Below are 21,152 nucleotides of genomic sequence, written 5' to 3' on the forward strand. Positions count from 1 at the left end.
GGTCAATAATTTATTCTTGCTTTCGCCGCCAAAAGGAATAAATATTCCTAAAGGCATTCGAGGAGGGTGTGCACCGCATGAGCCTGGCTTCCCGCGAACCGCGCCGGCGTTGGCCGCGCCGGTTGACTCTGGCCCTGTGCCTGCTGGCCGCGCCTGCCTTCGCACAGGCTGCCCCGGCACCCGATCCCGGCGCACCGCTGCCCTATGTGATCGGCCTGCACGAGGCCTACCTCACACCGCAGTACTGGGCCGAGCGCCTGGACAACGCTGATGCGCCGATTCTGGACCGCGCGCAGATCGAGGCACAGAACGCGCGGATGCGGGCGCAGGACAGCCACATCCAGAACATTGCCGCACTGCCCTCCCCGCTTGATGCGGCGACGGTGCGCGCCAGCATCACCGGGCTGTCGAGCTGGCCCACCCGCGCCCTCTACAACGACAAGGGCCAGGCGATCGCGCCCGCGCTGCGCAGCGCGATCGAAGCCAACCTCGGCCTCGATGCGATTTCCGCCCAGGTGGCACCGGCCTACGGGCTGGTGGTGAAGCGTGCCGCGCTGCGCACCTTCCCCACCCGCGAGCGCGTCTTCAGCACCGTCGGCGACACCGACATCGATCGCTTCCAGGAATCGGCACTGTTCCCCGGCGACAAAGTCGCCGTGGTCCATCGCAGTGCCGACGGCCGCTGGCTGTTCGTGCACAGCGAGCGCTACAGCGCATGGATCGAGGCCGATGCCATCGCCAGCGGCGACAAGGCCACGGTGCTCGGCCACGGCGCGAAGGGACCATACCGGATCATCACCGGTGCCACCGCGCAGACTGCCTACACCCCGGAAGAACCGCGTGTCTCGCGCCTGCAGCTGGACATGGGCGTGCGCCTGCCGGTGCTGGCCGACTGGCCGGCCGCCGAGCCGGTGAACGGCCAGCAGGCGCATGCCTCGTGGGTGGTGCAGTTGCCGGTACGCGAGGCCGATGGTCGCCTGAAACTGGTGCCGGCCCTGCTGCCGCGCTCGCAGGATACCGCCGCCGATTACCTGCCACTGACCCCGCGCCTGCTGCAGCAGCAGGCCTTCAAGTTCCTCGGCGAACGCTACGGTTGGGGCCACGACTACGACACCCGCGACTGCAGTGGGTTCGTATCCGAGATCTACCGCAGCTTCGGCGTGCTGCTGCCGCGCAATACCAGTGCACAGGCGGTCAGCCCGGCGCTGGATCGCCTGCCGTTCACCAGCAAGGACGGCAAGGCACTGCGCGACCGCGCCGTCACCGACCTTCAGGTGGGCGATCTGGTCTACATCCCCGGCCACGTGATGATGGCCATCGGCCACGTCGACGGCCGCACCTGGGTCATCCACGATACGGCGGGCGGCAGCTGGTTCGGTGCCGACGGCACGCGCGTGCAGGCCCATCTCAATGGTGTTTCGGTCACGCCGCTGGAGCCGATGATGGCCAGCGATACCGTCCGCTACATCGACCGCATCACCAACATCCAGCGCCTGCGGGCCAAGACTCCTGAATGAAGATCACCGCCATCGAACTGGGCATGCTGCGCGTGCCGCTGAAGACGCCGTTCAAGACCGCCCTGCGCACGGTGGAAACCGTGGAAGACGTGGTGGTGCTGATCCGCACCGACACCGGCAACACCGGTTACGGTGAAGCCCCGGCCACCGCGGTGATCACCGGCGATACGCACGGCTCGATCATCGAAGCGATCCGCCACTTCATCGCCCCGCGCCTGATCGGCCAGGACGTTGTCAACCTCAACCATCTCTGCACGCTGGTGCAGACCGCGATGGAGCGCAACACCAGCGCCAAGGCCGCGGTGGAAATCGCGCTGTACGACCTGTGGGCGCAGCTGCACGGTGCCCCGCTGTACCAGATGCTGGGCGGCGGCGACCCGGTGATCACCACCGACATCACCATCAGCGTGGACTACATCGACAAGATGGTGGCCGACTCGCTGTCGGCGATCGAGCGCGGCTTCGAGTCGCTGAAGATCAAGGTCGGCAAGGACATCGGCCTGGACATCGAACGGGTCAAGGCGATCCACGCCGCTGTGGAAGGCCGCGCTCTGCTGCGCCTGGATGCCAACCAGGGCTGGACCGCCAAGCAGGCGGTGCATGCGATGCGCACGCTGGAAGAAGCAGGCGTGGTACTGGAACTGCTGGAGCAGCCAGTGAAGGCCGCCGACATCAGCGGCCTGAAGTACGTCACCGACCGGGTCAACACGCCGGTGATGGCCGACGAAAGTGTGTTCAGCCCGAGCCAGGTGATGGACCTGATCCAGCAGCGCGCGGCGGACATCATCAACATCAAGCTGATGAAGACCGGCGGCCTGTCCAACGCGATCCGCATCGCCGACATCGCCGGCATCTACGGCGTACCGTGCATGATCGGCTGCATGATCGAATCGAGCATCAGCGTGGCCGCGGCCGTGCACCTGGCGGTGGCCAAGAGTGATGTGATCACCAAGGTCGACCTCGACGGCCCCTCGCTGGGCCAGTTCGACCCGGTCAGTGGCGGCGTGCATTTCAACGAATCGGAGATCAGCATCAGCGACGTGCCGGGGCTGGGCATCACCGAAGTACGCGGGCTGGAGATGCTGGGTTGAACCGACTTGGTAGATCCACGCCATGCGTGGATGCTCCTGCTTCTGCTCTACCCCGTATCCTCGTCGCGGCTGGCACGCGCCCGAACCACCACATAATCTGCTCTACGCTGCCAGCCGCAACGCGCCTACACATGCCCGGACACCCCGCATGCCGCCCCTGCTGAAAATCCGCACCGAGCGCGGGCAGATGTCGGCCATCGAGCGCCGCATCGCCGACTTCATCCTCGACAACGCCCATCTCCTGCGCGACTACTCGTCCCAGCAGCTGGCCAGCGCATTGGGCATCAGCCAGTCCAGCGTGGTGAAGTTCAGCCAGAAGCTCGGCTTCAAAGGCTACCCGGACCTGAAGTACTCGATCGGCCAGGACGTGGCCCGCGCCGGTGCCGACCCGCAGCAGGCACCCAGCGAACCCGACAACAGCGACGACTACCAGCGCCTGGGTGAGGCCCTGCGCCGCAGCAAGGCACAGGCCGAAGAGGAAACCCGACAGGCCAATCCACGCGAGGAGATCGAGCGCATCGTGCAGCAGCTCGACGGCGCGCCGAAGCTGTTCGTGTACGGCCTGGGTGACGACGGCCTGTTCGCGCGCGAGTTCGCCATGCGGCTGTCGCTGCTCGGCCTGCTGGTGGTACCGCATACCGACCCGATCCTGATGCTGGCCAACCTGTCGGCCGCGCGCCCCGGTGATGCGCTGCTGATGTTCTCCGAGTTCGGCAACCTGCCCCAGCTTTCGCAGCTGTCACGGCAGTTCCAGGACATGGGTGGCAAGGTGATTTCCATCACCCGCCACACCGCCAACCCGCTGCGCGCGCATGCTGATGCGGCACTGGTGGTGTGCGCGCATGACCGCACGCCGCAGGTGGCGCAGCTGCTGTACCGTAGCGCCATGCACGCCCTGCTCGATTTCCTGTTCGTGCTGCTCTGCCACACCAATCCGGATCGCCAGCAGCAGCTTGCGGTGAACCTGGAGCGGATCGACCACCTGCTGGATTCCTGACCGGAGCGCATGTTGATGAGATCGCTGGTCCGACTTGCCGCCACTGCACTGCTGCTTGCCGCGGCGATGTCCGCCCACGCCGCGCCACTGGATGGCGCGCGCCAGCTGATCGTGGTCACCAGCGAAAGCTGGGACAGCACCGAGGGGCAACTGCAGGCCTATGTGCGCGATGGCAAGGGCTGGCATGCACATGGGCAGGCGTTCCCGGTGGCGCTTGGCCGTACCGGCAGCGCCTGGGGCCTGGGCCTGCATCCGGTGCAGGCCGACGGCCCGCAGAAGCAGGAAGGTGATGGCCGCAGCCCGGCAGGCGTGTTCGCGCTCGGCAGTGCGTTCGGCTATGCCGTCACCCGCCCCGGCACCGCGATGCCCTACCAGCCGATGCTGGACAGCAGCTACTGCATGGACGTGCCCGGTTCGCCGTTCTACAACCGCATCGTCGACGCGAAGAAGGTCGGCAGTGCGGCGGTCAAAGGCTCCACCGAGCCGATGCGGCTGGACCTGCACGACAAGGGCGACGTGCGCTACCAGGAGGGCTTCGTGATCGCCCACAACCCGGACAACCAACCCGGCAAGGGTAGCTGCATCTTCGCCCATCTGTGGCGCCAGCCGGGTGAGGCCACCGCCGGCTGCACGGCCATGCCGCAGGCGCGCATGCAGGCATTGCTGGACTGGCTGCGGCCGCAGGATACGCCGCGCTTCGTGCTGCTGCCGCGCGCCGAGTACAAGCGGCTGCAGGCGCAATGGCAGCTGCCCGCACTGCGCGGAGACGCCCGTTGAGCGCGCACGAAGAACCGCAGCTGCAGCGTGCGGTCAGCCGCTGGCAGATCGTCGGCCTGTCGATCAACGATGTGATCGGCAGCGGCATCTACCTGCTGCCGGCCGCTACCGTCGCCCTGCTCGGCCCCTTCAGCCTGTGGGGCGTGGTCGCCGCCGGCATCGTCGTTGCCCTGCTGGTGCTGTGCTACGCGCAGGCGGCCAGCTACTTCGATGAACCTGGTGGCAGCTACCTGTATGCGCGCGAAGCCTTCGGCCGCTTCGCCGGCTTCGAGATCGGCTGGATGATCTGGCTGACCCGCATCAGCTCGGCGGCCGCGTTGAGCAATGCGCTGGCCGATGCGGTCGCGCGCTTCTGGCCGTGGGCCGCTGCCGGCATGGGTCGTATTGCGGTGATCGTGGTGTCGCTGGGCTTCCTCACTGGCGTCAACATCCTGGGCGTGCGCTCGGCCGCACGCACCGGTGTCGTACTGGTGATCGGCAAGATGCTGCCGCTGCTGCTGTTCGTGGCCATCGGCGCGTTCTACATCGACCCGCAGCTGGCCTTCTCCGGACAACGCCCGGACCCGCATGACCTGCAGCGCATGGGTGAAGCCGCGTTGCTGCTTCTCTACGCCTACGCAGGCTTCGAGAACATCCCGGCCGCCGCCGGCGAATACCGCAATCCGCGCCGCGATATTCCGTTCGCGCTGATCACCATGATCATCACCGTCACCGTCATCTACGGCGCGGTACAGGTGGTGGCACAGGGCACGCTGGCCGGCCTGGCCAGCTCGGCCACGCCGCTGGCCGATGCGGCTGCCGGCTTCGGTGGTGAAGCCCTGGCGTTGATCCTCACCGTGGGCGCGACCATCTCCATCCTCGGCACCAACAGCAACACGATGATGATGGGCCCACGTTTCCTGTTCGCGCTGGCCCGCGATGGTTACGGGCCGAAGATCCTGGCGCAGGTGCATCCGCGCTTCCATACCCCGGCCGCGTCAATCCTGTGCCAGGGCCTGATCGCGCTCGGCCTGGCGCTGTCCGGTTCGTTCGTGCAGCTGGCCCTGCTGTCGATGACCACGCGTCTGTTCGCCTACATCGGTACCGCTGCTGCGGTACTGGTGCTGGCCAAGCGCTATGCCGATCGTCCCGGTGCGTTGAAGCTGCCCGGTGGGCCATTGATTCCGGTGCTGGCGCTGCTGCTGTGCGTGGCGCTGTTCGCCAGTGCCAGCTGGCAGAACATTGCGGCTGCGTTGGTCGCGTTTGCCATCGGTGCGGTGATCTACAAGCTGCCGCGCAAGGATGCCGACGTCGGGTGACCGGTAGCGCCGGGCCATGCCCGGCGGATTGATCTGGCGATCACGCTGCCGGACCGGGCCGTTAACTGCCAGGCAGGCACGATCAGGCTTCGTCAACAACGGAGCCCTTCCAATGGCCGAATACCAGATCCCCGGTCGCGTGCCGGATGACAGCACGCCGCGTGATGCTGTTTCCAACTACTGGCGCGAGCGCTACACGGCCGAGCCGTACTACGACGACCAGCTGTTCTTCGAGGACTACGAGCCGGCCTACCGCATCGGCCACGCCGCGCGCGCACAGGACATGATCCGCGCCTACGAGGAAGTGGAAGGCGAACTGGAATCGCGCTGGGCCAGTGAGCGTGGCCGCAGTCGCCTGGAATGGACACAGGCGCGCAACGCGGCGCGACGTGGCTGGGAGGACGCTCAGCTGGCGGATACGCGGTTGAAGCGATAGCGCTCGACTCTCGCACCACGGCTGTAGCGTCGAGCCATGCTCGACTGAGCCGAGCGTGGCTCGGCTCTACACCGGATCGATCACTCCTGCTCCGGCAGCGGCGGCACGGCCGCGCTGCGCTTGCTCTCACCGCCACCGGCGGCGATCAGGTCGCGGGTGTTCTTCTGCACCGCCACCGCGCCGAACAGCGACAGTGCGAACGCCATGCCGTAGAAGCCCTTTTCGCTCAGCAGCAGCGTGGCATTCCACAAGCCGACCAGCAGCAGCAACAGGGCAGACAACAGCGCGAACCAGCACAGGGCGTAGTACAGGCCACTGACCGGAATGCCTTCGACCCGGTCGCGCACGCTCTTCTGCAGCGACACCGCCGCGAACAGGCCAAACAGCAGCAGCGTCAGGTAGTAGCCCTTTTCGTTCAGCGGCATTTCCGCATTGAACAGGCCTACCAGATAGGCCACTGCGCCCAGCAGCAGGGCCACCCAGGAAGCGGCGATGAAGGCGGGCGAGGGTCGATGGATGATCGGTGCGTTCATTGCAGATCCTTGCAGTCAGGCGGGCATGCTTTGCCCGGGCGTGAACACCCTAGACCATCCGCGCGCCAGCGCACAGGGGGAAACAGGACCTTCGGGCCGGGACCATCACCCCATCGGTGGTATACAAGGGAGAGCCTGGCCATCCGCATCCCCACGCTGGAGATACCCATGACCCGCACGCCCCTGCTGCTCGCCCTCGGCCTGGTGCCGATCCTCGCCACCTCCGCCTGCAACGCTGCCGGTCCGGAGACGACACAGGACGCCAAGGCCGCTCCGGCCGCCAGCGTCGACCAGCGTCCGTTCACCGCCACCGAAGTCAGCCGCTTCGACCAGCCTTGGGCGATGACCTTCCTGCCCGACGGCAGCCTGCTGGTCACCGAAAAGCGCGGCAAGCTGCAGCACCTGGACCTGGCCAGCGGCAAGAAGCACGAGATCACCGGGGTGCCGAAAGTCGCCTACGGCGGCCAGGGCGGTTTCGGCGATGTGATCCTGCACCCGCAGTTCGCCCGCAACCACGTGATCTACCTCAGCTATGCCGAGGAAGGCACGCTGGATACCCGCGGTGCCGCCGTGGCCCGCGCCACGCTGGCACTGGACGCCAACGGTGCCGGCCAGCTGAAGGATCTGAAGGTGATCTGGCGGCAGAGCCCCAAGGTCAGCGGTGAGGGCCACTACGGCCATCGCCTTGCCTTCGGCCCGGACGGCAAGCTGTGGATCAGTTCCAGCGAGCGCCAGAAGTTCGATCCGGCCCAGGACATGGGCGGCAACCTCGGCAAGATCATCCGCCTCAACGACGATGGCAGCCTGCCCGCCGACAACCCGTTCGCCTCGCAGGGCGGCGTTGCCGCGCAGGTGTGGTCGCTGGGCCACCGCAACATCCTGGGCATGGCCTTCGATGCCAACGGCAAGCTGTGGGCGCACGAGATGGGCCCGGCCGGTGGCGACGAACTGAACCTGATCGTGCGCGGCGCCAACTACGGTTACCCGGTTGTTTCCAACGGTGACCACTACGACGGCCGCCCGATTCCCGACCACGATACCCGCCCGGAATTCGCCGCGCCGAAGGTGACCTGGACGCCGGTGATCTCGCCGGCCGGCTTCGTGATCTACAGCGGCAACCTGTTCCCGCAGTGGAAGGGCAGCGGCTTCATCGGCGGTCTGTCCTCGACCTCACTGGTGCGCGTGGCCTTCGACGGCGACCGCGCGCGCGAAGCCCAACGCTTCAACATGGGCGAGCGCATCCGCGAAGTGGAACAGGGCCCGGATGGCGCACTGTGGCTGCTGGAAGATGGCAGCAAGGCGCGACTGCTGAAGCTCACCCCGAAGACCTGATGTCCCGGTAGTGCCGGCCGCTGGCCGGCCCCCTGGATTCTCTCGGCATCCTGCGGTTGCCGGCCAGCGGCCGGCACTACCCTTACGAAACGGCCCCGCATTGCGGGGCCGTCTGCATTCACTGGATGGTGATGACCTTGACCTCGGTCTTCGCGCAGGCCTGGTCCAGGCACTGCCCGTTCAACCACACTTGGCCATCACCGATCATCACGCCCTGCTGGTTGACGAAGACCTTGCCGAAGTCCTGCTCGGACACCGCCTTGACCACCGCCGGGGTGATGATCTTCTCGTAGTTGCGCTGGAACTCACCAGGACCGGTGATCTTCTTTCCACCGCTGATGTTCAACGGGAAGCGCACTTCCTCGACCACGGCGGCGCGATCACCGCCGACCACGGCGGTCTTGAACGCGTTGAAGACCTTTTCATACTGCGCGGCATCACCGAGCAGCGTCTCGATGCGCGCACGCGCATCTTCGGCGGCCGGGTCTGCTGCAGGCGTAGCCGGTGCGGCGGCGGTGGCGGCTTCAGCGACAGGCTCGACCGCAGGCGTCGCTGCAGCACTGGCCTCCATCGGCGGCGGCGCGTCCGCTGCAGGCTCGGCCGGCGGCGCCGGCTGCGAGCAGGCCGCCAGCAACAGGGCGGGAATCAACACAGCGATCGTACGCATGCGCGGGCATCCATCGGTCCAAGAATGCCGATGGTAGCGCCACACCAGTGAGGACAACAAAAAGGGGACGGAGGGGATTAAGTCGTTAGTGCCACAAACGACTTAATCCCCTCCGTCCCCTTTTCTTCGATCAGGCCTTCAGCAGCTCGAACTGCACGGCTTCGCCTGCCGCTGACGAGGCGCAGACCCACAGGTCGAACTGGCCCGGCTCGGCACGCAGCACGCCGTCGCGGCCGGTGAATTCCAACTGCTCGCGGGTCAGGGTGAACACCACTTCGGCCGACTCGCCCGGCTGCAGCGCCACCTTGCGGAAATCCTTCAGTTCGCGCACCGGTCGCACGCGGCTGGCCACGCGGTCGTGGATGTACAACTGCACCACTTCCTCGCCGGCCACATCACCGCTGTTGGTCAGCGTGGTGGTGATGGTCAGGGTGTCGTCCCAGCCCAGCTGGGCTGCACTCAGCTGTGGCACGCCGTAAGCGAACGTGGTGTAGCCGATGCCATGGCCGAACGGGTACAGCGGCTCGTTCGGGATCTCGCGCCAACGGGCCTTGAACTCCGACATCGTCGGCAGTTCCGGGCGGCCGGTCCGCGGATGGTTGTAGAAGTACGGCTGCTGGCCGGACACCTGCGGGAAGCTGACCGGCAGGCGGCCGGACGGGCTGTAGTCACCGAACAGCACATCGGCCACCGCGTGGCCGGTCTGCGTGCCCAGGTACCAGGTCACCGCCACGGCCTGTGCATTGCGCACGGCGCCCTGCAGTGCCAGCGCGCGGCCATTGCGCAGCAGCACCACCAGCGGCTTGCCGGTCATCGCCACGGCCTCGGCCAGCGCCTGCTGTGCCGGCGGCAGGGTGATTTCCACGCGCGACTGCGCCTCACCGCTGTAGCGCTGCGGTTCGCCCAGCGCCAGCACCACCACGTCGGCGCGCAGCGCGGCAGCCACCGCTGCTTCGGTGCCACCGGGGATGGCCACTTCCAGCTCGCAGCCCGGCACGACCTCCAGCAGCGACGCATCGCCGATGGCGGCGCGCACGCCGGTTTCCAGGTCCACGTAACGCTGCTTGTCACCGAACAGCGTCCAACAGCCCTCGATGTTCTCGCGGTCCTGCACGAACGGGCCGATCAGCGCGATTTTCTGCCCGGTCTTCTGCAGCGGCAGCACGTTGTCGCGGTTATTCAGCAGCACGATCGAACGGCGCGCAGCATCGCGCGACAGCTCGTCATGCGCGGCGATGTGCGAGGTATCCGCTTCGCGCGCCGGGTCCAGCGAACGGTACGGGTCGTCGAACAGGCCGATGGTTTCCTTCAGCCACAGGATGCGGCGCACGCCTTCATCCAGCACGCTCATCGGCACGTCGCCGCTCTCGACCAGGCCCGGCAGGTGCTCGGCATAGAAGCCGCTCTGCATGCTCAGATCCAGGCCGGCGGTGAACGCCTTGGCGGTGGCATCGCGGTCGTCGGCGGCGTAGCCGTGGGCGACCAGTTCCATGTCGGCGGTGTAATCGGAGATCACCACGCCCGGGAACTTCCACTCACCGCGCAGGATGTCGGTCAGCAGTTCGGCGTTGGCGCTGGCCGGCACGCCGTTGATGTCGTTGAACGAGGACATCACGGTGATCGCGCCGGCGTCGAAGGCGGCCTTGAACGGCGGCAGGTGCACGTCGCGCAGGGTCTGCGGCGAGATGTCCACCATGTTGTATTCCATGCCGGCCATCACCGCGCCATAGGCGGCGAAGTGCTTGGGCGTGGCCAGCAGCGAATCGGCCGCACGCAGGTCACTGCCCTGGAAGCCGCGCACACGAGCGGCGGCGAACGCACAGCCCAGCACCACGTCCTCACCGGCCCCTTCGGCGCCACGGCCCCAGCGCTGGTCGCGGGCAATGTCCACGGCCGGGGCGTAGGTCCAGTGCAGGCCAGCGGCAGTGGCTTCGATGGCGGTGGCGCGCGCGGTGCGCTCGGCCAGATCCGGCTCGAAGCTGGCGGCCTCGCCCAGCGGGATCGGAAACACGGTACGCATGCCGTGGATGACGTCGGCCGCCAGGATCACCGGGATGCCCAGGCGGCTTTCCTCGGTGGCGACCTGCTGGATGCGGCGGCCCAGCTCGGCGCCCACACCATTGAACAGGGACCCGACCTTGCCCTCGCGCACCTGCTGCAGCACCTGGTCGGCATTGCGCACGTTGGCTTCCGGGTTCACGTCCGGGGCGAACGGGCGGACCATGTCCGCGAAGACACCCAGCTGGCCGACCTTTTCCTCGACGGTCATCTGGGCAATGAGGGATTCGATGCGATCGGAGGCCACCGGCAGTCCTTGATGAAAACGTTTACAAGCCCGGCATTCTAGCGATCCCGGGCGATTTGGCGAGAGGTTTCTTCATTCAGTTTCAGCCACCAGCGGGGTCCGTATGGCCCCGCCGGGGGCACCGCAGCTTACTCCGAGCCAGCCAACTGGCGCTGCCCGGCCATCAACATGGCGTCGCTGGAGGCCTGGAACACGCGCAGGCCGAAGGCGGGCAGGATCGCCAGCAGGTGGTCGAAGATGTCCGACTGCACCGCCTCGTACTCGCCCCAGGCGGTGCTGCGGGTGAAGCAGTACAGCTCCAGCGGCAGGCCTTCGGTGGTCGGCTGCAGCTGCCGTACCAGCAGGGTCATATCGGTATGGATGCCCGGGTGGCTGCGCAGGTAGCGCTCCACATAGGCCCGGAAGGTACCCAGGTTGGTCACCCGGCGGCTGTTGACCTCGGCCACGCCCTGCTCGCGCAAGCGCCCGTTCCACTGCCCCAGCTCCTGTTCCTTGGCCTGCAGGTAGTCGCGCAGCAGCGCGAACTCACCGAGGAAGGCCAGATCACCCTCGTCCAGGAAGCCGACGCTGTGCTGGTCCAGATACAGCGCGCGCTTGATCCGGCGCCCACCGGCCTCCTGCATGCCGCGCCAGTTCTTGAACGACTCGGTCACCAGCTTCTTGGTCGGAATGGTGGTGATGGTCTTGTCGAAGTTCTGCACGGTGATGGTGTGCAGGGCGATGTCGATGACATCGCCGTCGGCGTTCTGGCTGGGCATCTCGATCCAGTCGCCGATGCGCACGCGGCCGTCGCCACTGATCTGCACGCTGGCCACCAGCGACAGGATGGTGTCCTGGAAGATCAGCATCAGCACTGCGGTGGCTGCGCCCAGGCCGGTGACCAGCGGGCCCAGCGCTACGCCCAGCAGGGTGGCGATGATCGACAGGCCGGCAGCCACGAACACCACGATCTTGACCACCTGCAGGTAGCCCTTGATCGGCTTGTTGCGCGCATCGGGCTTGCGCTCGTACAGGCTGTTGGCCGCGTCCAGCGCGTGCGAGAACGCCATCGACACCGTCAGCACGGCCCACACGATGCACAGCTTGATGATGACGTTGACCAGGCCCGGCGGCAGGTCGGGGATGAGGGTGATGCCCGAGGCGATCACCTGGCTGGGCACCACGTTGGACAGGCGCGAAATCACCCGCATCAAATGGCTGCCACGCCCCGACTCGGCACCCGGCAGGCGCTGCAGCAGGCGCCGCAGGCCACGCACCAGGATGCGTTTGGTGATCCAGTTGGCCAGGCCTGCTGCGATCAGCAGCGCCGAGATCATCAACGCCAGGTAGGCGCCAGGATAGGGTTCCAGTGTGTTCTGCAGCTTTTCCAGCCACTGTACCGCCACCACCGCGTCCACCATCCGTTGTCTCCTTCTTCATTGCTGTTGAGGTTGCCGGCCAGCGGCCGGCACGACCGGGGTTGCCGGCCGGCGGCCGGCACGACCGGGTCAGTCCCGCGTGCGTTCGATGATCACGCCCACCGCGCGCGCGCCGCGCACCGCGCCCGGCTTGCTCAGCTTCAGGCGCAGCCACTTCACGTCGAATTCGTCGAGCACGATCTGCGCGCAGCGCTCGGCCAGGGTCTCGACCAGGCCGAATTCCGATTCGCGCACGAACTGCTCCAGGCGCTTGCTCACCGCCTTGTAGTTCAGGGTGTGGGCGATGTCATCGGTAGCCGCGGGGCGACGGTTGTCGAAGCCCATCTCCAGGTCGAACACCAGGTCCTGGCGGATCCGTCGCTCCCAATCGTAGATGCCGATCAGGGCGTCGATCGTCAGCCCCTCGATGAAAACCTTGTCCATTGCGGTTACCAGCCCGAATACAGGGGGCCATGGTAACGGCACGGCGGTGAGCCTGCCCGGAACGGGCGGTGGGTGGCCGGCAGGGATACGGCGCCGGAAAAGACAAAGGGCCCTGCTAGCGGGGCCCTTTGGTACTACCGTTTGTCCCCGGGGGGAGCTGGAATCCAGCCGCGAGTCCCGGTGGCGCAGGCACGCAGATTAGGCAAGGACCAGATCGCCGGTCAAGGCCAATTCCGACAGGGCAGGTCAGGTATCCGTCCGAGGCGAAATACAGAGAATCAGCCACACGGACAACGACGTTCCCTGATGGTGGCCGCCGCCCTCTCTGGCGAACATCGATCCCTCCTTCACCACCGCACATGACGATGGCTCCATACGATGCACTGCGGCGCGCGTTGTCAGCGGAGCGTCTGTCTACTTACGAGAGAATCGCATCGACCTGCGGCCCTGACGTCACTGCCGAATCCCTGTACCTCTGGAACATGCGGATGTGCGGTGCACTGATGATGCCGGTCCATCTGTGCGAAGTGGTCACCCGTAACGCCGCTGCAACCGTGCTCGCCCGGCAGCACGGCCCGCGTTGGCCCTGGAATGATGCCTTCCGACGCAGACTGCCAGCCTCATCCAGTACTTCTCCACGCACGGCCCTGGAACAACTTGCCAGCCGCGTAAACGCTGCACCTGAGATCGTCGCCAACCTGCCAATGGTGTTCTGGCAGCAGCTCTTCACCTGTCGCTTCGACTCCACGCTGTGGATACCGGCACTCAGCGGGGTTCTGCAGCATGCTCCCTCCGCTCATCCCAGTGCCATCAGGAAAGCCATCCACGCGGATATCGGACGCATCCGCCACCTGCGCAACCGGATCGCCCATCACGAGCCCATCCTGGAACGCGACATCGGCGCCGACCTGGCCGCGATCGGGCGGCTGATCCACGCCCGCTGCCCGCATACGCTGGGCTGGCTGCAACGCCATGAGCGGGCGACGACGGTGTTGGCAGCATCGCCGTTGGCAGGGCGTCTGTAATGCGTTCGCCGGGCGTGGCCCGGCGCTACCGGTTCACACCGCCGGCAGGGTCGCCATGTCCCAGCGCGGGGTCACATCCACCTTCGGCGGGCTGTGCTGGCCGGCCTGCAGGCGCAGCGCGCCGGCGAAGGCGATCATCGCGCCGTTGTCGGTGCACAGTGCCGGCCGCGGGAAGCACGCACGGCCGCCGAGACGCTCGGCCATCTGCTGCAGGCGGGCGCGCAGGCGCTTGTTGGCGCCGACACCGCCGGCCACCACGATCACATTGGTCCCGGCCGCTTCCAGCGCGCGCTCGCACTTGATCGACAGGGTCTCGACCACCGCATCTTCAAAGCCACGGGCGATGTCGGCGCGGGTCTGCTCGCTCTGGTCGCTGTCACGCCAGGCCATCAGGACCTGGGTCTTCAGGCCGGAGAAGCTGAAATCCAGCCCCGGGCGGTCGGTCATCGGTCGCGCGAAGCGGTAGACACCCGGCGTGCCCTGCTCGGCCAGCCTGGCCAACTGCGGCCCGCCCGGATAGGGCAGGCCCATCATCTTGGCCGTCTTGTCGAAGGCCTCGCCCGCCGCATCGTCCAGGGTCTCGCCCAGAAGGCGGTACTGGCCGATCGCATCCACCGCCACCAGCTGGGTATGGCCCCCCGATACCAGCAGCGCCACGAACGGCGCTTCCGGCGGGTCGTCTTCCATCAGCGGGGCCAGCAGGTGGCCTTCCATATGGTGTACGCCCACCGCCGGCACCTCCAGCGCCCACGCCAGCGAACGCGCCACACCCGCGCCGACCAGCAACGCGCCGACCAGACCGGGGCCGGCCGTGTAGGCCACGCCGTCGATATCGTCCACGCCCAGACCGGCTTCGGCCAGGGTCTGGCGCACCAGCGGCAGCAGCTTGCGGACGTGGTCGCGGCTGGCCAGTTCGGGCACCACACCACCGTATTCGGCGTGCAGGGCGATCTGGCTGTAGACCGCATGGGCGCGCAGGGCCGCGCTGCCGGCAAGGTCGGTGTCATACACCGCCACGCCGGTCTCATCACAGGAAGATTCGATGCCAAGGACTCGCATGCCTGCTATTATGACGCCCCTGCCGCCCCCTCGGGGGACGTGCAGGTCTCACTGCTTTCGAACCCCCGGCCCGTATTCAGGGTTGGCCGCTTGCAGTTTGTCGATTCGCCGCTATAATGTGCGGCTCGCCGGGCGTGACCCGGTTCTACTGTGTCCCGGAGATTCCATGCCCAGCGTCAAAGTCCGCGAGAACGAGCCCTTCGAGTTTGCTCTTCGCCGCTTCAAGCGCACTTGCGAAAAGGCCGGTGTGCTGGCCGAAACCCGCAAGCGCGAGTTCTACGAAAAGCCGACCCAGGAGCGCAAGCGCAAGGCCGCCGCTGCTGTGAAGCGTCAGCTGCGCCGCTCGTCGCGCGACGTTACCAAGCGTCAGCGCCTGTACTGATCGGACGCATCTTCGTTGCGGCGGGCTTGCCTGTCGCGATGGAGCCGAAGCCGGCACGCGCAAGCGTCGCCGGCTTTTTGCGTTTCCGGGCTCGGGCATCCGCCCCGCCCCACCACCACCACGAGGTTCCTCATGAGCATGAAGCTGCAGCTCACCGAAGACATGAAGGCCGCCATGAAGGCGGGCGAGAAGCACAAGCTGGGCGTGATCCGCCTGATCAACGCCGCCATCAAGCAGCGCGAAGTGGACGAGCGCATCGAGCTGGATGACACCGCCGTGATCGCCGTGCTCGACAAGATGGTCAAGCAGCGCAAGGACTCGGTCAGCCAGTTTGAAGCCGCCAACCGCGAAGACCTGGCCGAGATCGAGCGCGCCGAGATCGTGGTGATCGAAGCCTACCTGCCGGCGAAGATGGGCGAAGCCGAGATCGTGGCCGCCATCCAGGCCGCCATCGCCGAGACCGGCGCCTCCAGCCCGGCCGACATCGGCAAGCTGATGGGCGCACTGAAGCCCAAGCTCGCCGGCCAGGCCGACATGGGGCTGGTCTCCAAGCTGGTCAAGCAGCAGCTGGCGTAAGCCATTGCCGGGGTCGGATCCCTTTCGCATCGCGGAAGGGCTCTGACCCCATTAATGCACCCGCTTCACCGCACCTTCGACCTCCGGCTGCTACAACATCTCCATGGTCGAGCAACCGCACTCCCCCGCCGACACGCGTCCCCACGGCATCCCCGCACGCCTTCGCCACTACGCTGATCGCCTGCAGGACAGCTTCCCGATGGCGGTGGCCAAGCGCTTCGTCGAAATCGACGTGCTGACCCAGGCCGCTTCGGTCTCCTTCTACGCCCTGCTGTCGATGGCACCGCTGCTGGTGCTGCTGCTGTGGCTGACCGCCTCGCTGTACCCACCGGCGCAGCAGACGCTGATCAGCCAGATCGGTTCGGTGGCCGGCAGCAGCGTGGCCAGCGTCGCCGACACCGTGCTGCACAACGCCAACAGCCAGCCCAGCGTCGGTTCATTGGCTGGGCTGTGGAGCACGCTGCTGCTGTTCGTCGGCGCCACCGCGGTGTTCGCCCAGTTGCAGAACGCGCTGAACCGGATCTTCCATACCAGCGGCCAGCGCCTGGAAGGCATCAAGGCCTGGCTGCGCAAGCGCGTGTTCTCATTCGGGGTGGTGCTGGCGCTGGGCTTCCTGCTGATCCTGTCGATGACCGCCACCACCGCACTGCAGGTGGTGTTCGCGCAGCTGCCCTCGGTACTGCCGGCAATCGGCTACCTGACCTCGCTGCTGCTCTACACACTGGCCTTCGCCTTCCTCTACCACTACCTGCCGGACCGTCGCGTGGCCTGGCGCCAGGCCTTCATCGGCGGTGCGATCACCTCGGTGCTGTTCACCCTGGGCCGCTACGGGATTGGCGTCTACATCGCCACCGTGGCACCGGGCAGTGCGTATGGTTCGATGGGCGCACTGGTGATCGCACTGGTCTGGATCTACTACGCCACCGCCGTGTTCTTCGTCGGTGCATTGATGACTGCGGTGATCGACGAACGCCAGCATGCACGGGCGCAGCTGGCCAGAGCCGGGGTTGACGGCGAACAGGCCAGCCCCGGCATCGCCAGCGAGTAAACTAGGGGAACCTGCCGCCCCCGCAGCGCGCCCTGGCGGCCGCGCCCCGTTCTGTTGCCCATGGCCCGTATCCCCGACGCTTTCATCGACGACCTGCTGGCCCGCTCCGACATCGTCGAGGTGGTGGGCAGCCGCGTGCCGCTGAAACGACAGGGCAAGGAATACGCCGCGCGCTGCCCGTTCCATGACGAGCGCTCGGCCTCGTTCACGGTCTCGCCCACCAAGCAGTTCTATCACTGCTTCGGCTGCGGCGCGCACGGCACCGCCATCAGCTTCCTGATGAACTACGACCGCCTCGAGTTCCTCGACGCGGTGGATGAACTGGCCAAGCGCGCGGGCATGGAAGTGCCGCGCAGCGAGAACCCGCGCAGCCCCCAGCAGCAGGACGACAGCCGCGAGCTGTATTCGGCGCTGGACGCAGCCACCAAGTTCTTCCAGAAGAACCTGGAGGGCAGCGAGAAGGCACGCAGTTATCTGGATGGGCGTGGCGTGGACGAAGAAAACCGCGCGCGCTTCCAGATCGGCTATGCACCGGATGGTTACAGCGGCCTGCGCGATGCGCTGGGCAAGGACGAGCGGCGCATGAAGCTGCTCGACCGCGCCGGCCTGTTCTCCAAGAACGACCGCGGCCACGTCTACGACAAGTTCCGCGACCGGGTGATGTTCCCGATCTTCGACCGCCGTGGCCGGGTGATCGCCTTCGGCGGCCGTGTGTTCGAGAAGGACGACGGCCCCAAGTACCTCAACTCGCCCGAGACCGCGCTGTTCCACAAAGGCCGCGAACTGTACGGCCTGTGGCAGGTGCGCCAGGCCAACCAGAAGATCGAGCGGTTGATCGTGGTCGAGGGCTACATGGATGTGGTCTCGCTGTTCCAGTTCGGTGTCACCCAGGCGGTGGCCACGCTGGGCACGGCGACCACGCCGGACCATGCCGAGCTGCTGTTCCGCAACGCGCCCGACGTGTTCTTCTGCTTCGACGGCGATGCCGCCGGCCGCCGCGCCGGCTGGAAGGCGCTGGAGTCGGTGCTGCCGCGCATGAAGGATGGCCGCCAGGCGTTCTTCCTGTTCCTGCCCGATGGCGAAGACCCGGACAGCATCGTGCGCAAGGAAGGCGCCGAGGCGTTCGACGAACGTTTGAAGCAGGCCACGCCGCTGTCGCAGTTCTTCTTCGACGAACTCACCCGCGAGATCAACCTGGGCACGCTCGATGGCAAGGCACGCCTGGCCGAACGGGCCAAACCGATGCTGGCGCAGATTCCCGACGGCGCCTTCGGCGACCTGATGAAACAGCAGCTGGGGCAGCTGACCGGGCTCGGCGGCGGCGCCCAGTCCGCGCGCGCTCCGATGCCTCAGCGGCAACCGGCACGCACGATCCAACCGGTGGCCAGGCGCAGCCTGGTGCGCGGCGCGATCGCCGTGCTGCTGCAGCAGCCGTCACTGGCCCTGACCCTGGGCGGCAAGCACCACTTCCAGGGCCTGCGCCTGCCCGGCGTGGAGCTGCTGCTGGAGCTGCTGGGGCTGGTCGAACAGCGCCCGGATATCAGCACTGGCGCCCTGCTGGAGCATTTCGACGGCCGCGAAGAGCAGGCCTCCCTGCACACGCTGGCCGCGCAGACCATGCCCGGCGACGATGCAATGTGGACCCTGGAACTGCACGATGCCGTGGCCCAGCTGGAAAAACAGCTGTTGGTGCAACGTCTGGAAGAGTTGTTGGCAAAGCAGCGCCAACAGGGTCTGGACGATACTGACAAGTACGAACTGCGCGAGCTGTTGAAGGCCCGCGCCACGCTGCGCCTCTAGCGGCAGAACGCTTCCCCGGAGAGACCATGCTGCTGCGCCTGACCTGCCTGCTGTTGTTGTCGCTCTGCCTGCCACTGACGGCCTGGGCTGAAGATCCGGCCCTGCATGAAGTCCGCCCCGGCCTGTACGCCGGCGGCCAGCCCAGTGTTGCGCAGCTGCAGGCCTTGGCCGCGCAGGGCGTGCACACGGTGATCGACCTGCGCCAGCCCGACGAGGATCGCGGTTTCGACGAAACCCGCGTCGCCGAATCACTGGGCCTGCGCTATGTACGCATTCCGGTGGCCGGTGCCGACGGCCTGGACGCGGCCAATATCCGCGCCGTGCACCAGGCCCTGCAGCAGAGCCAGGGACCGGTGCTGCTGCACTGTGCGTCCGGCAACCGCGCCGGTGCCGTGCTCGGCCTGGTCAATGCACGTTACGAGCACGCCAGCGCCGAGCAGGCACTGCAGCTCGGCCAGCGAGCCGGCCTGAAGTCGCTGGAAGCCGCTACCCGCCAGCGCCTGGCCACGCCAGCCGCTTCGCCCTGATCCCTCCGCCCCAAGGACCCTGCCCACCATGACCCGCTGGTGGTCGCGCCTGCGACCGGACAACTTCACCCTCGCCCTGCTGTGCACCGTCGGCCTGGCCTCGCTGCTGCCGATGAAAGGTGCCGCGGCCCTGGTCCTCGACGATGTCACCACCGTCGCCATCGCCGCACTGTTCTTCCTGCACGGCGCGCGCCTGCCACGCGAGTCGATCATCGGCGGCATGCTGCACTGGCGGCTGCACCTGACCATCCTGGCCTGCACCTTCATCCTGTTCCCGCTGCTGGGCCTGCTGTTCAAGCCGCTGTCGGGCTGGCTGCTGACCCCGGAGCTGTATCTGGGCGTGCTGTTCCTGTGCACCCTGCCGTCCACCGTGCAGTCGTCCATCGCGTTCACCTCGATGGCGCGCGGCAACGTGCCTGCAGCGGTGTGCAGTGCCTCGCTGTCGAGCATCCTTGGCGTGTTCCTGACCCCGCTGCTGCTGACCGCGCTGGCCGGCACCTCCGGCGGCGTGCACGACCCGCTGCATGCGATCGGCGGCATCATGCTGCAACTGCTGGTGCCGTTCGTGGCCGGTCACCTGCTGCGGCCGTGGATTGCCGGCTGGGTGGAGAAGCAGCGCGCGCTGCTGCGCTATACCGACCAGGCCACCATCCTGCTGGTGGTCTATTCCGCATTCGGCGAAGCCGTGACAGAAGGGCTGTGGAGCAAGACGCCACTGCTGTCGCTGTTCGCGGTCGCGGTGGTGGCTGCCGTGCTCCTCGGCATCGCCATGCCGCTGATCACCTTCATCGCCCGCCGTCTGCGCTTCAACCGCGAAGATGAAATCGCCATCGTGTTCTGCGGCTCGAAGAAGAGCCTGGCCACCGGCGTGCCGATCGCCAAGGTGCTGTTCGCTGGCGGCAGCCTCGGCGCCATCGTGCTGCCGGTGATGATCTACCACCAGATCCAGTTGATCGTCTGCGGCGTGATCGCGCAGCGGTATGCGCGGCGCAAGCCCTGACCCGCTGGGAAATCATCCACGCATGGCGTGGATCTACTGAACGCGCGGGTTGCTGCGGGAGAAACATCCACGGATGGCGTGAACCCGCAGTAGATCCACGCCATGCGTGGATGAATTGTCTAACGCTACGGGTTAACCAGCGTGCCGACGCTCAGCTCCGGCATCCACAGCCACAGATCGTATTGACGTCCGACATAGGTATCCACCCGTGGGCCACGCGCCACCTGTTCGGGAATTGACCGCGCCATGCAAGTGCCCGCGCATCCCCACGCATGGCCACGCAACGCGCCCAGCCGCACGCTGTAGATATCCAGGTCCCGCAGCAGCGATGCCATCGGCCTTTTCTGCATTTCCGGCGGTGCGTATGCAGGCCGCTGCAGCATGGCGTGCACATTGCCGGTCAGCACTAGCATGCGTGCCCCATCCGGCACGCGCCGGTACAGACGCCGCAGCTCGGCAGCCATGCGGTCATCGCGTACCTGGTTGCTGCCATCGTTGTTGTCGACGTCATAGCCGACCACGTCGATGACGCGACCCTGTGCCTTCAGCGCGCGCAGGTCTTCGATCAGCGCCAGCATGTCGCGGCTGCGACGGCCATCGTGCTGGTCGTCGTGCACGGTCCAGAACGCGCGGCCGTGCAGGCGCTCGCGTGCCTGCGCGCCGCCATCGAAAGCGAGGTAATCGCGCAGCGTGGGGTTCTCGCCTCGTGGCAATTCCAGCGCCAGCAGCACTGGCGAGCCATCGCGGCTGTAGTCGTCCACCAGCTGCCGCACCAGCAGCGGCGTCTCGCGTGTTCCGTGGAATTCACCCAGCACCAGCATGCGGTGGTCAGAGGCATACCGGCGAATCTGCGCGGCAGTGTCGTCGGCATGCGCGCTCACGGCCATGCCCAGCGCCAGGATCAGCGCGGTGGTCCAACGGAAGATCGTATGCATCCCTGC

Annotated in this window: 21 protein-coding genes; 14 read left to right on the forward strand and 7 right to left on the reverse strand. The window is 66.8% G+C overall.

What is annotated here, in order from left to right; all coding sequences use genetic code 11:
* Positions 1-77: 77 nt before the first annotated feature.
* The 6 genes from ABR323_RS20710 to ABR323_RS20735 all read left to right on the forward strand — a co-directional run bounded on the left by ABR323_RS20710 (position 78) and on the right by ABR323_RS20735 (position 6,116).
* The gene (locus ABR323_RS20710; protein WP_439450655.1) at positions 78-1,517 is read left to right on the forward strand and encodes a C40 family peptidase; all 1,440 of its coding nucleotides are present in this window, start codon (positions 78-80) and stop codon (positions 1,515-1,517) included.
* Complete coding sequence (locus tag ABR323_RS20715; protein ID WP_005412042.1) at positions 1,514-2,608, forward strand: dipeptide epimerase; 1,095 nt, start codon at positions 1,514-1,516, stop codon at positions 2,606-2,608. Before ABR323_RS20710 ends, ABR323_RS20715 begins: the two co-directional genes overlap by 4 nt.
* A gap of 148 nt (positions 2,609-2,756) precedes the next feature.
* Positions 2,757-3,605: a MurR/RpiR family transcriptional regulator gene (locus ABR323_RS20720; protein ID WP_439450656.1), complete on the forward strand. Its 849-nt coding sequence runs from the start codon at positions 2,757-2,759 to the stop codon at positions 3,603-3,605.
* A gap of 15 nt (positions 3,606-3,620) precedes the next feature.
* Positions 3,621-4,382 (forward strand): L,D-transpeptidase family protein, encoded by a 762-nt coding sequence (locus ABR323_RS20725; RefSeq protein WP_439450657.1) that lies wholly within the window; start codon positions 3,621-3,623, stop codon positions 4,380-4,382.
* Positions 4,379-5,680: an APC family permease gene (locus tag ABR323_RS20730; protein ID WP_439450658.1), complete on the forward strand. Its 1,302-nt coding sequence runs from the start codon at positions 4,379-4,381 to the stop codon at positions 5,678-5,680. Before ABR323_RS20725 ends, ABR323_RS20730 begins: the two co-directional genes overlap by 4 nt.
* Positions 5,681-5,792: 112 nt before the next feature.
* Entirely contained in the window at positions 5,793-6,116 is a 324-nt protein-coding gene (locus ABR323_RS20735; RefSeq protein ID WP_439450659.1) for a hypothetical protein, read from the forward strand.
* An 80-nt stretch (positions 6,117-6,196) separates the two neighbouring features.
* Here ABR323_RS20735 and yiaA read toward each other — a convergent pair whose 3' ends face one another.
* Positions 6,197-6,649, reverse strand: a complete 453-nt coding sequence (yiaA, locus tag ABR323_RS20740) for an inner membrane protein YiaA (RefSeq protein WP_439450660.1) — start codon at positions 6,647-6,649, stop codon at positions 6,197-6,199.
* Between the two features lie 168 nt (positions 6,650-6,817).
* Between yiaA and ABR323_RS20745 the strand changes: the two genes are divergently transcribed.
* Complete coding sequence (locus tag ABR323_RS20745) at positions 6,818-7,981, forward strand: PQQ-dependent sugar dehydrogenase (RefSeq protein ID WP_439450661.1); 1,164 nt, start codon at positions 6,818-6,820, stop codon at positions 7,979-7,981.
* Between the two features lie 118 nt (positions 7,982-8,099).
* Here ABR323_RS20745 and ABR323_RS20750 read toward each other — a convergent pair whose 3' ends face one another.
* The 4 genes from ABR323_RS20750 to folB form a co-directional block, all read right to left on the reverse strand.
* The gene (locus ABR323_RS20750) at positions 8,100-8,648 is read right to left on the reverse strand and encodes a hypothetical protein (RefSeq protein ID WP_439450662.1); all 549 of its coding nucleotides are present in this window, start codon (positions 8,646-8,648) and stop codon (positions 8,100-8,102) included.
* A 130-nt stretch (positions 8,649-8,778) separates the two neighbouring features.
* Positions 8,779-10,953 carry a glycoside hydrolase family 3 N-terminal domain-containing protein gene (locus tag ABR323_RS20755; protein ID WP_439450663.1) on the reverse strand — a complete coding sequence of 725 codons (2,175 nt, stop codon included), beginning with the start codon at positions 10,951-10,953 and terminating at the stop codon, positions 8,779-8,781.
* Positions 10,954-11,081: 128 nt separating this feature from the next.
* The gene (locus ABR323_RS20760) at positions 11,082-12,353 is read right to left on the reverse strand and encodes a mechanosensitive ion channel family protein (RefSeq protein WP_439450664.1); all 1,272 of its coding nucleotides are present in this window, start codon (positions 12,351-12,353) and stop codon (positions 11,082-11,084) included.
* A gap of 87 nt (positions 12,354-12,440) precedes the next feature.
* On the reverse strand, positions 12,441-12,794 hold the full coding sequence (gene folB / locus ABR323_RS20765) for a dihydroneopterin aldolase (protein WP_005407807.1): 354 nt from the start codon (positions 12,792-12,794) through the stop codon (positions 12,441-12,443).
* A 359-nt stretch (positions 12,795-13,153) separates the two neighbouring features.
* Here folB and ABR323_RS20770 point away from each other — a divergent pair, with 359 nt between their 5' ends.
* Positions 13,154-13,819, forward strand: coding sequence for a hypothetical protein (locus ABR323_RS20770; protein WP_439450665.1), 666 nt, complete (start codon positions 13,154-13,156; stop codon positions 13,817-13,819).
* Positions 13,820-13,852: 33 nt separating this feature from the next.
* Here the strand turns inward: ABR323_RS20770 and tsaD are convergent, their stop codons facing one another.
* The gene (gene tsaD / locus ABR323_RS20775; RefSeq protein ID WP_049449411.1) at positions 13,853-14,878 is read right to left on the reverse strand and encodes a tRNA (adenosine(37)-N6)-threonylcarbamoyltransferase complex transferase subunit TsaD; all 1,026 of its coding nucleotides are present in this window, start codon (positions 14,876-14,878) and stop codon (positions 13,853-13,855) included.
* Positions 14,879-15,044: 166 nt separating this feature from the next.
* Here tsaD and rpsU point away from each other — a divergent pair, with 166 nt between their 5' ends.
* The 6 genes from rpsU (at position 15,045) to ABR323_RS20805 (ending at position 20,211) form a co-directional block, all read left to right on the forward strand.
* Complete coding sequence (rpsU, locus tag ABR323_RS20780) at positions 15,045-15,260, forward strand: 30S ribosomal protein S21 (RefSeq protein ID WP_002808376.1); 216 nt, start codon at positions 15,045-15,047, stop codon at positions 15,258-15,260.
* Between the two features lie 132 nt (positions 15,261-15,392).
* Positions 15,393-15,836 carry a GatB/YqeY domain-containing protein gene (locus ABR323_RS20785; protein ID WP_135272071.1) on the forward strand — a complete coding sequence of 148 codons (444 nt, stop codon included), beginning with the start codon at positions 15,393-15,395 and terminating at the stop codon, positions 15,834-15,836.
* 103 nt (positions 15,837-15,939) lie between these two features.
* Positions 15,940-16,884 carry a YihY/virulence factor BrkB family protein gene (locus ABR323_RS20790; protein WP_135272070.1) on the forward strand — a complete coding sequence of 315 codons (945 nt, stop codon included), beginning with the start codon at positions 15,940-15,942 and terminating at the stop codon, positions 16,882-16,884.
* A 60-nt stretch (positions 16,885-16,944) separates the two neighbouring features.
* Entirely contained in the window at positions 16,945-18,684 is a 1,740-nt protein-coding gene (gene dnaG, locus ABR323_RS20795; protein ID WP_439450666.1) for a DNA primase, read from the forward strand.
* Between the two features lie 26 nt (positions 18,685-18,710).
* On the forward strand, positions 18,711-19,211 hold the full coding sequence (locus ABR323_RS20800; RefSeq protein WP_439450667.1) for a fused DSP-PTPase phosphatase/NAD kinase-like protein: 501 nt from the start codon (positions 18,711-18,713) through the stop codon (positions 19,209-19,211).
* A 28-nt stretch (positions 19,212-19,239) separates the two neighbouring features.
* Positions 19,240-20,211 (forward strand): bile acid:sodium symporter family protein, encoded by a 972-nt coding sequence (locus ABR323_RS20805; protein WP_132826159.1) that lies wholly within the window; start codon positions 19,240-19,242, stop codon positions 20,209-20,211.
* A gap of 125 nt (positions 20,212-20,336) precedes the next feature.
* On the opposite strand, the gene ABR323_RS20810 is transcribed toward ABR323_RS20805, so the two are convergent.
* Entirely contained in the window at positions 20,337-21,146 is an 810-nt protein-coding gene (locus ABR323_RS20810) for a calcium-binding protein (protein WP_439450668.1), read from the reverse strand.
* Positions 21,147-21,152 lie beyond the last annotated feature (6 nt).

The organism is Stenotrophomonas sp. ATs4, from assembly GCF_051861585.1.
GTDB lineage: Bacteria > Pseudomonadota > Gammaproteobacteria > Xanthomonadales > Xanthomonadaceae > Stenotrophomonas > Stenotrophomonas maltophilia_AS.

What these genes read in the sequence shown, in the direction of transcription:
- folB (WP_005407807.1), bottom strand. Translation starts at nt 12,794, where the DNA reads ATGGACAAGGTTTTCATCGAGGGGCTGACGATCGACGCCCTGATCGGC.
- ABR323_RS20785 (WP_135272071.1), top strand. Translation starts at nt 15,393, where the DNA reads ATGAGCATGAAGCTGCAGCTCACCGAAGACATGAAGGCCGCCATGAAG.
- rpsU (WP_002808376.1), top strand. Translation starts at nt 15,045, where the DNA reads ATGCCCAGCGTCAAAGTCCGCGAGAACGAGCCCTTCGAGTTTGCTCTT.
- ABR323_RS20760 (WP_439450664.1), bottom strand. Translation starts at nt 12,353, where the DNA reads ATGGTGGACGCGGTGGTGGCGGTACAGTGGCTGGAAAAGCTGCAGAAC.
- ABR323_RS20710 (WP_439450655.1), top strand. Translation starts at nt 78, where the DNA reads ATGAGCCTGGCTTCCCGCGAACCGCGCCGGCGTTGGCCGCGCCGGTTG.
- ABR323_RS20750 (WP_439450662.1), bottom strand. Translation starts at nt 8,648, where the DNA reads ATGCGTACGATCGCTGTGTTGATTCCCGCCCTGTTGCTGGCGGCCTGC.
- ABR323_RS20745 (WP_439450661.1), top strand. Translation starts at nt 6,818, where the DNA reads ATGACCCGCACGCCCCTGCTGCTCGCCCTCGGCCTGGTGCCGATCCTC.
- ABR323_RS20770 (WP_439450665.1), top strand. Translation starts at nt 13,154, where the DNA reads ATGACGATGGCTCCATACGATGCACTGCGGCGCGCGTTGTCAGCGGAG.
- ABR323_RS20810 (WP_439450668.1), bottom strand. Translation starts at nt 21,146, where the DNA reads ATGCATACGATCTTCCGTTGGACCACCGCGCTGATCCTGGCGCTGGGC.
- ABR323_RS20725 (WP_439450657.1), top strand. Translation starts at nt 3,621, where the DNA reads ATGAGATCGCTGGTCCGACTTGCCGCCACTGCACTGCTGCTTGCCGCG.
- tsaD (WP_049449411.1), bottom strand. Translation starts at nt 14,878, where the DNA reads ATGCGAGTCCTTGGCATCGAATCTTCCTGTGATGAGACCGGCGTGGCG.
- ABR323_RS20800 (WP_439450667.1), top strand. Translation starts at nt 18,711, where the DNA reads ATGCTGCTGCGCCTGACCTGCCTGCTGTTGTTGTCGCTCTGCCTGCCA.
- ABR323_RS20720 (WP_439450656.1), top strand. Translation starts at nt 2,757, where the DNA reads ATGCCGCCCCTGCTGAAAATCCGCACCGAGCGCGGGCAGATGTCGGCC.
- yiaA (WP_439450660.1), bottom strand. Translation starts at nt 6,649, where the DNA reads ATGAACGCACCGATCATCCATCGACCCTCGCCCGCCTTCATCGCCGCT.
- ABR323_RS20715 (WP_005412042.1), top strand. Translation starts at nt 1,514, where the DNA reads ATGAAGATCACCGCCATCGAACTGGGCATGCTGCGCGTGCCGCTGAAG.
- ABR323_RS20735 (WP_439450659.1), top strand. Translation starts at nt 5,793, where the DNA reads ATGGCCGAATACCAGATCCCCGGTCGCGTGCCGGATGACAGCACGCCG.
- dnaG (WP_439450666.1), top strand. Translation starts at nt 16,945, where the DNA reads ATGGCCCGTATCCCCGACGCTTTCATCGACGACCTGCTGGCCCGCTCC.
- ABR323_RS20805 (WP_132826159.1), top strand. Translation starts at nt 19,240, where the DNA reads ATGACCCGCTGGTGGTCGCGCCTGCGACCGGACAACTTCACCCTCGCC.
- ABR323_RS20790 (WP_135272070.1), top strand. Translation starts at nt 15,940, where the DNA reads ATGGTCGAGCAACCGCACTCCCCCGCCGACACGCGTCCCCACGGCATC.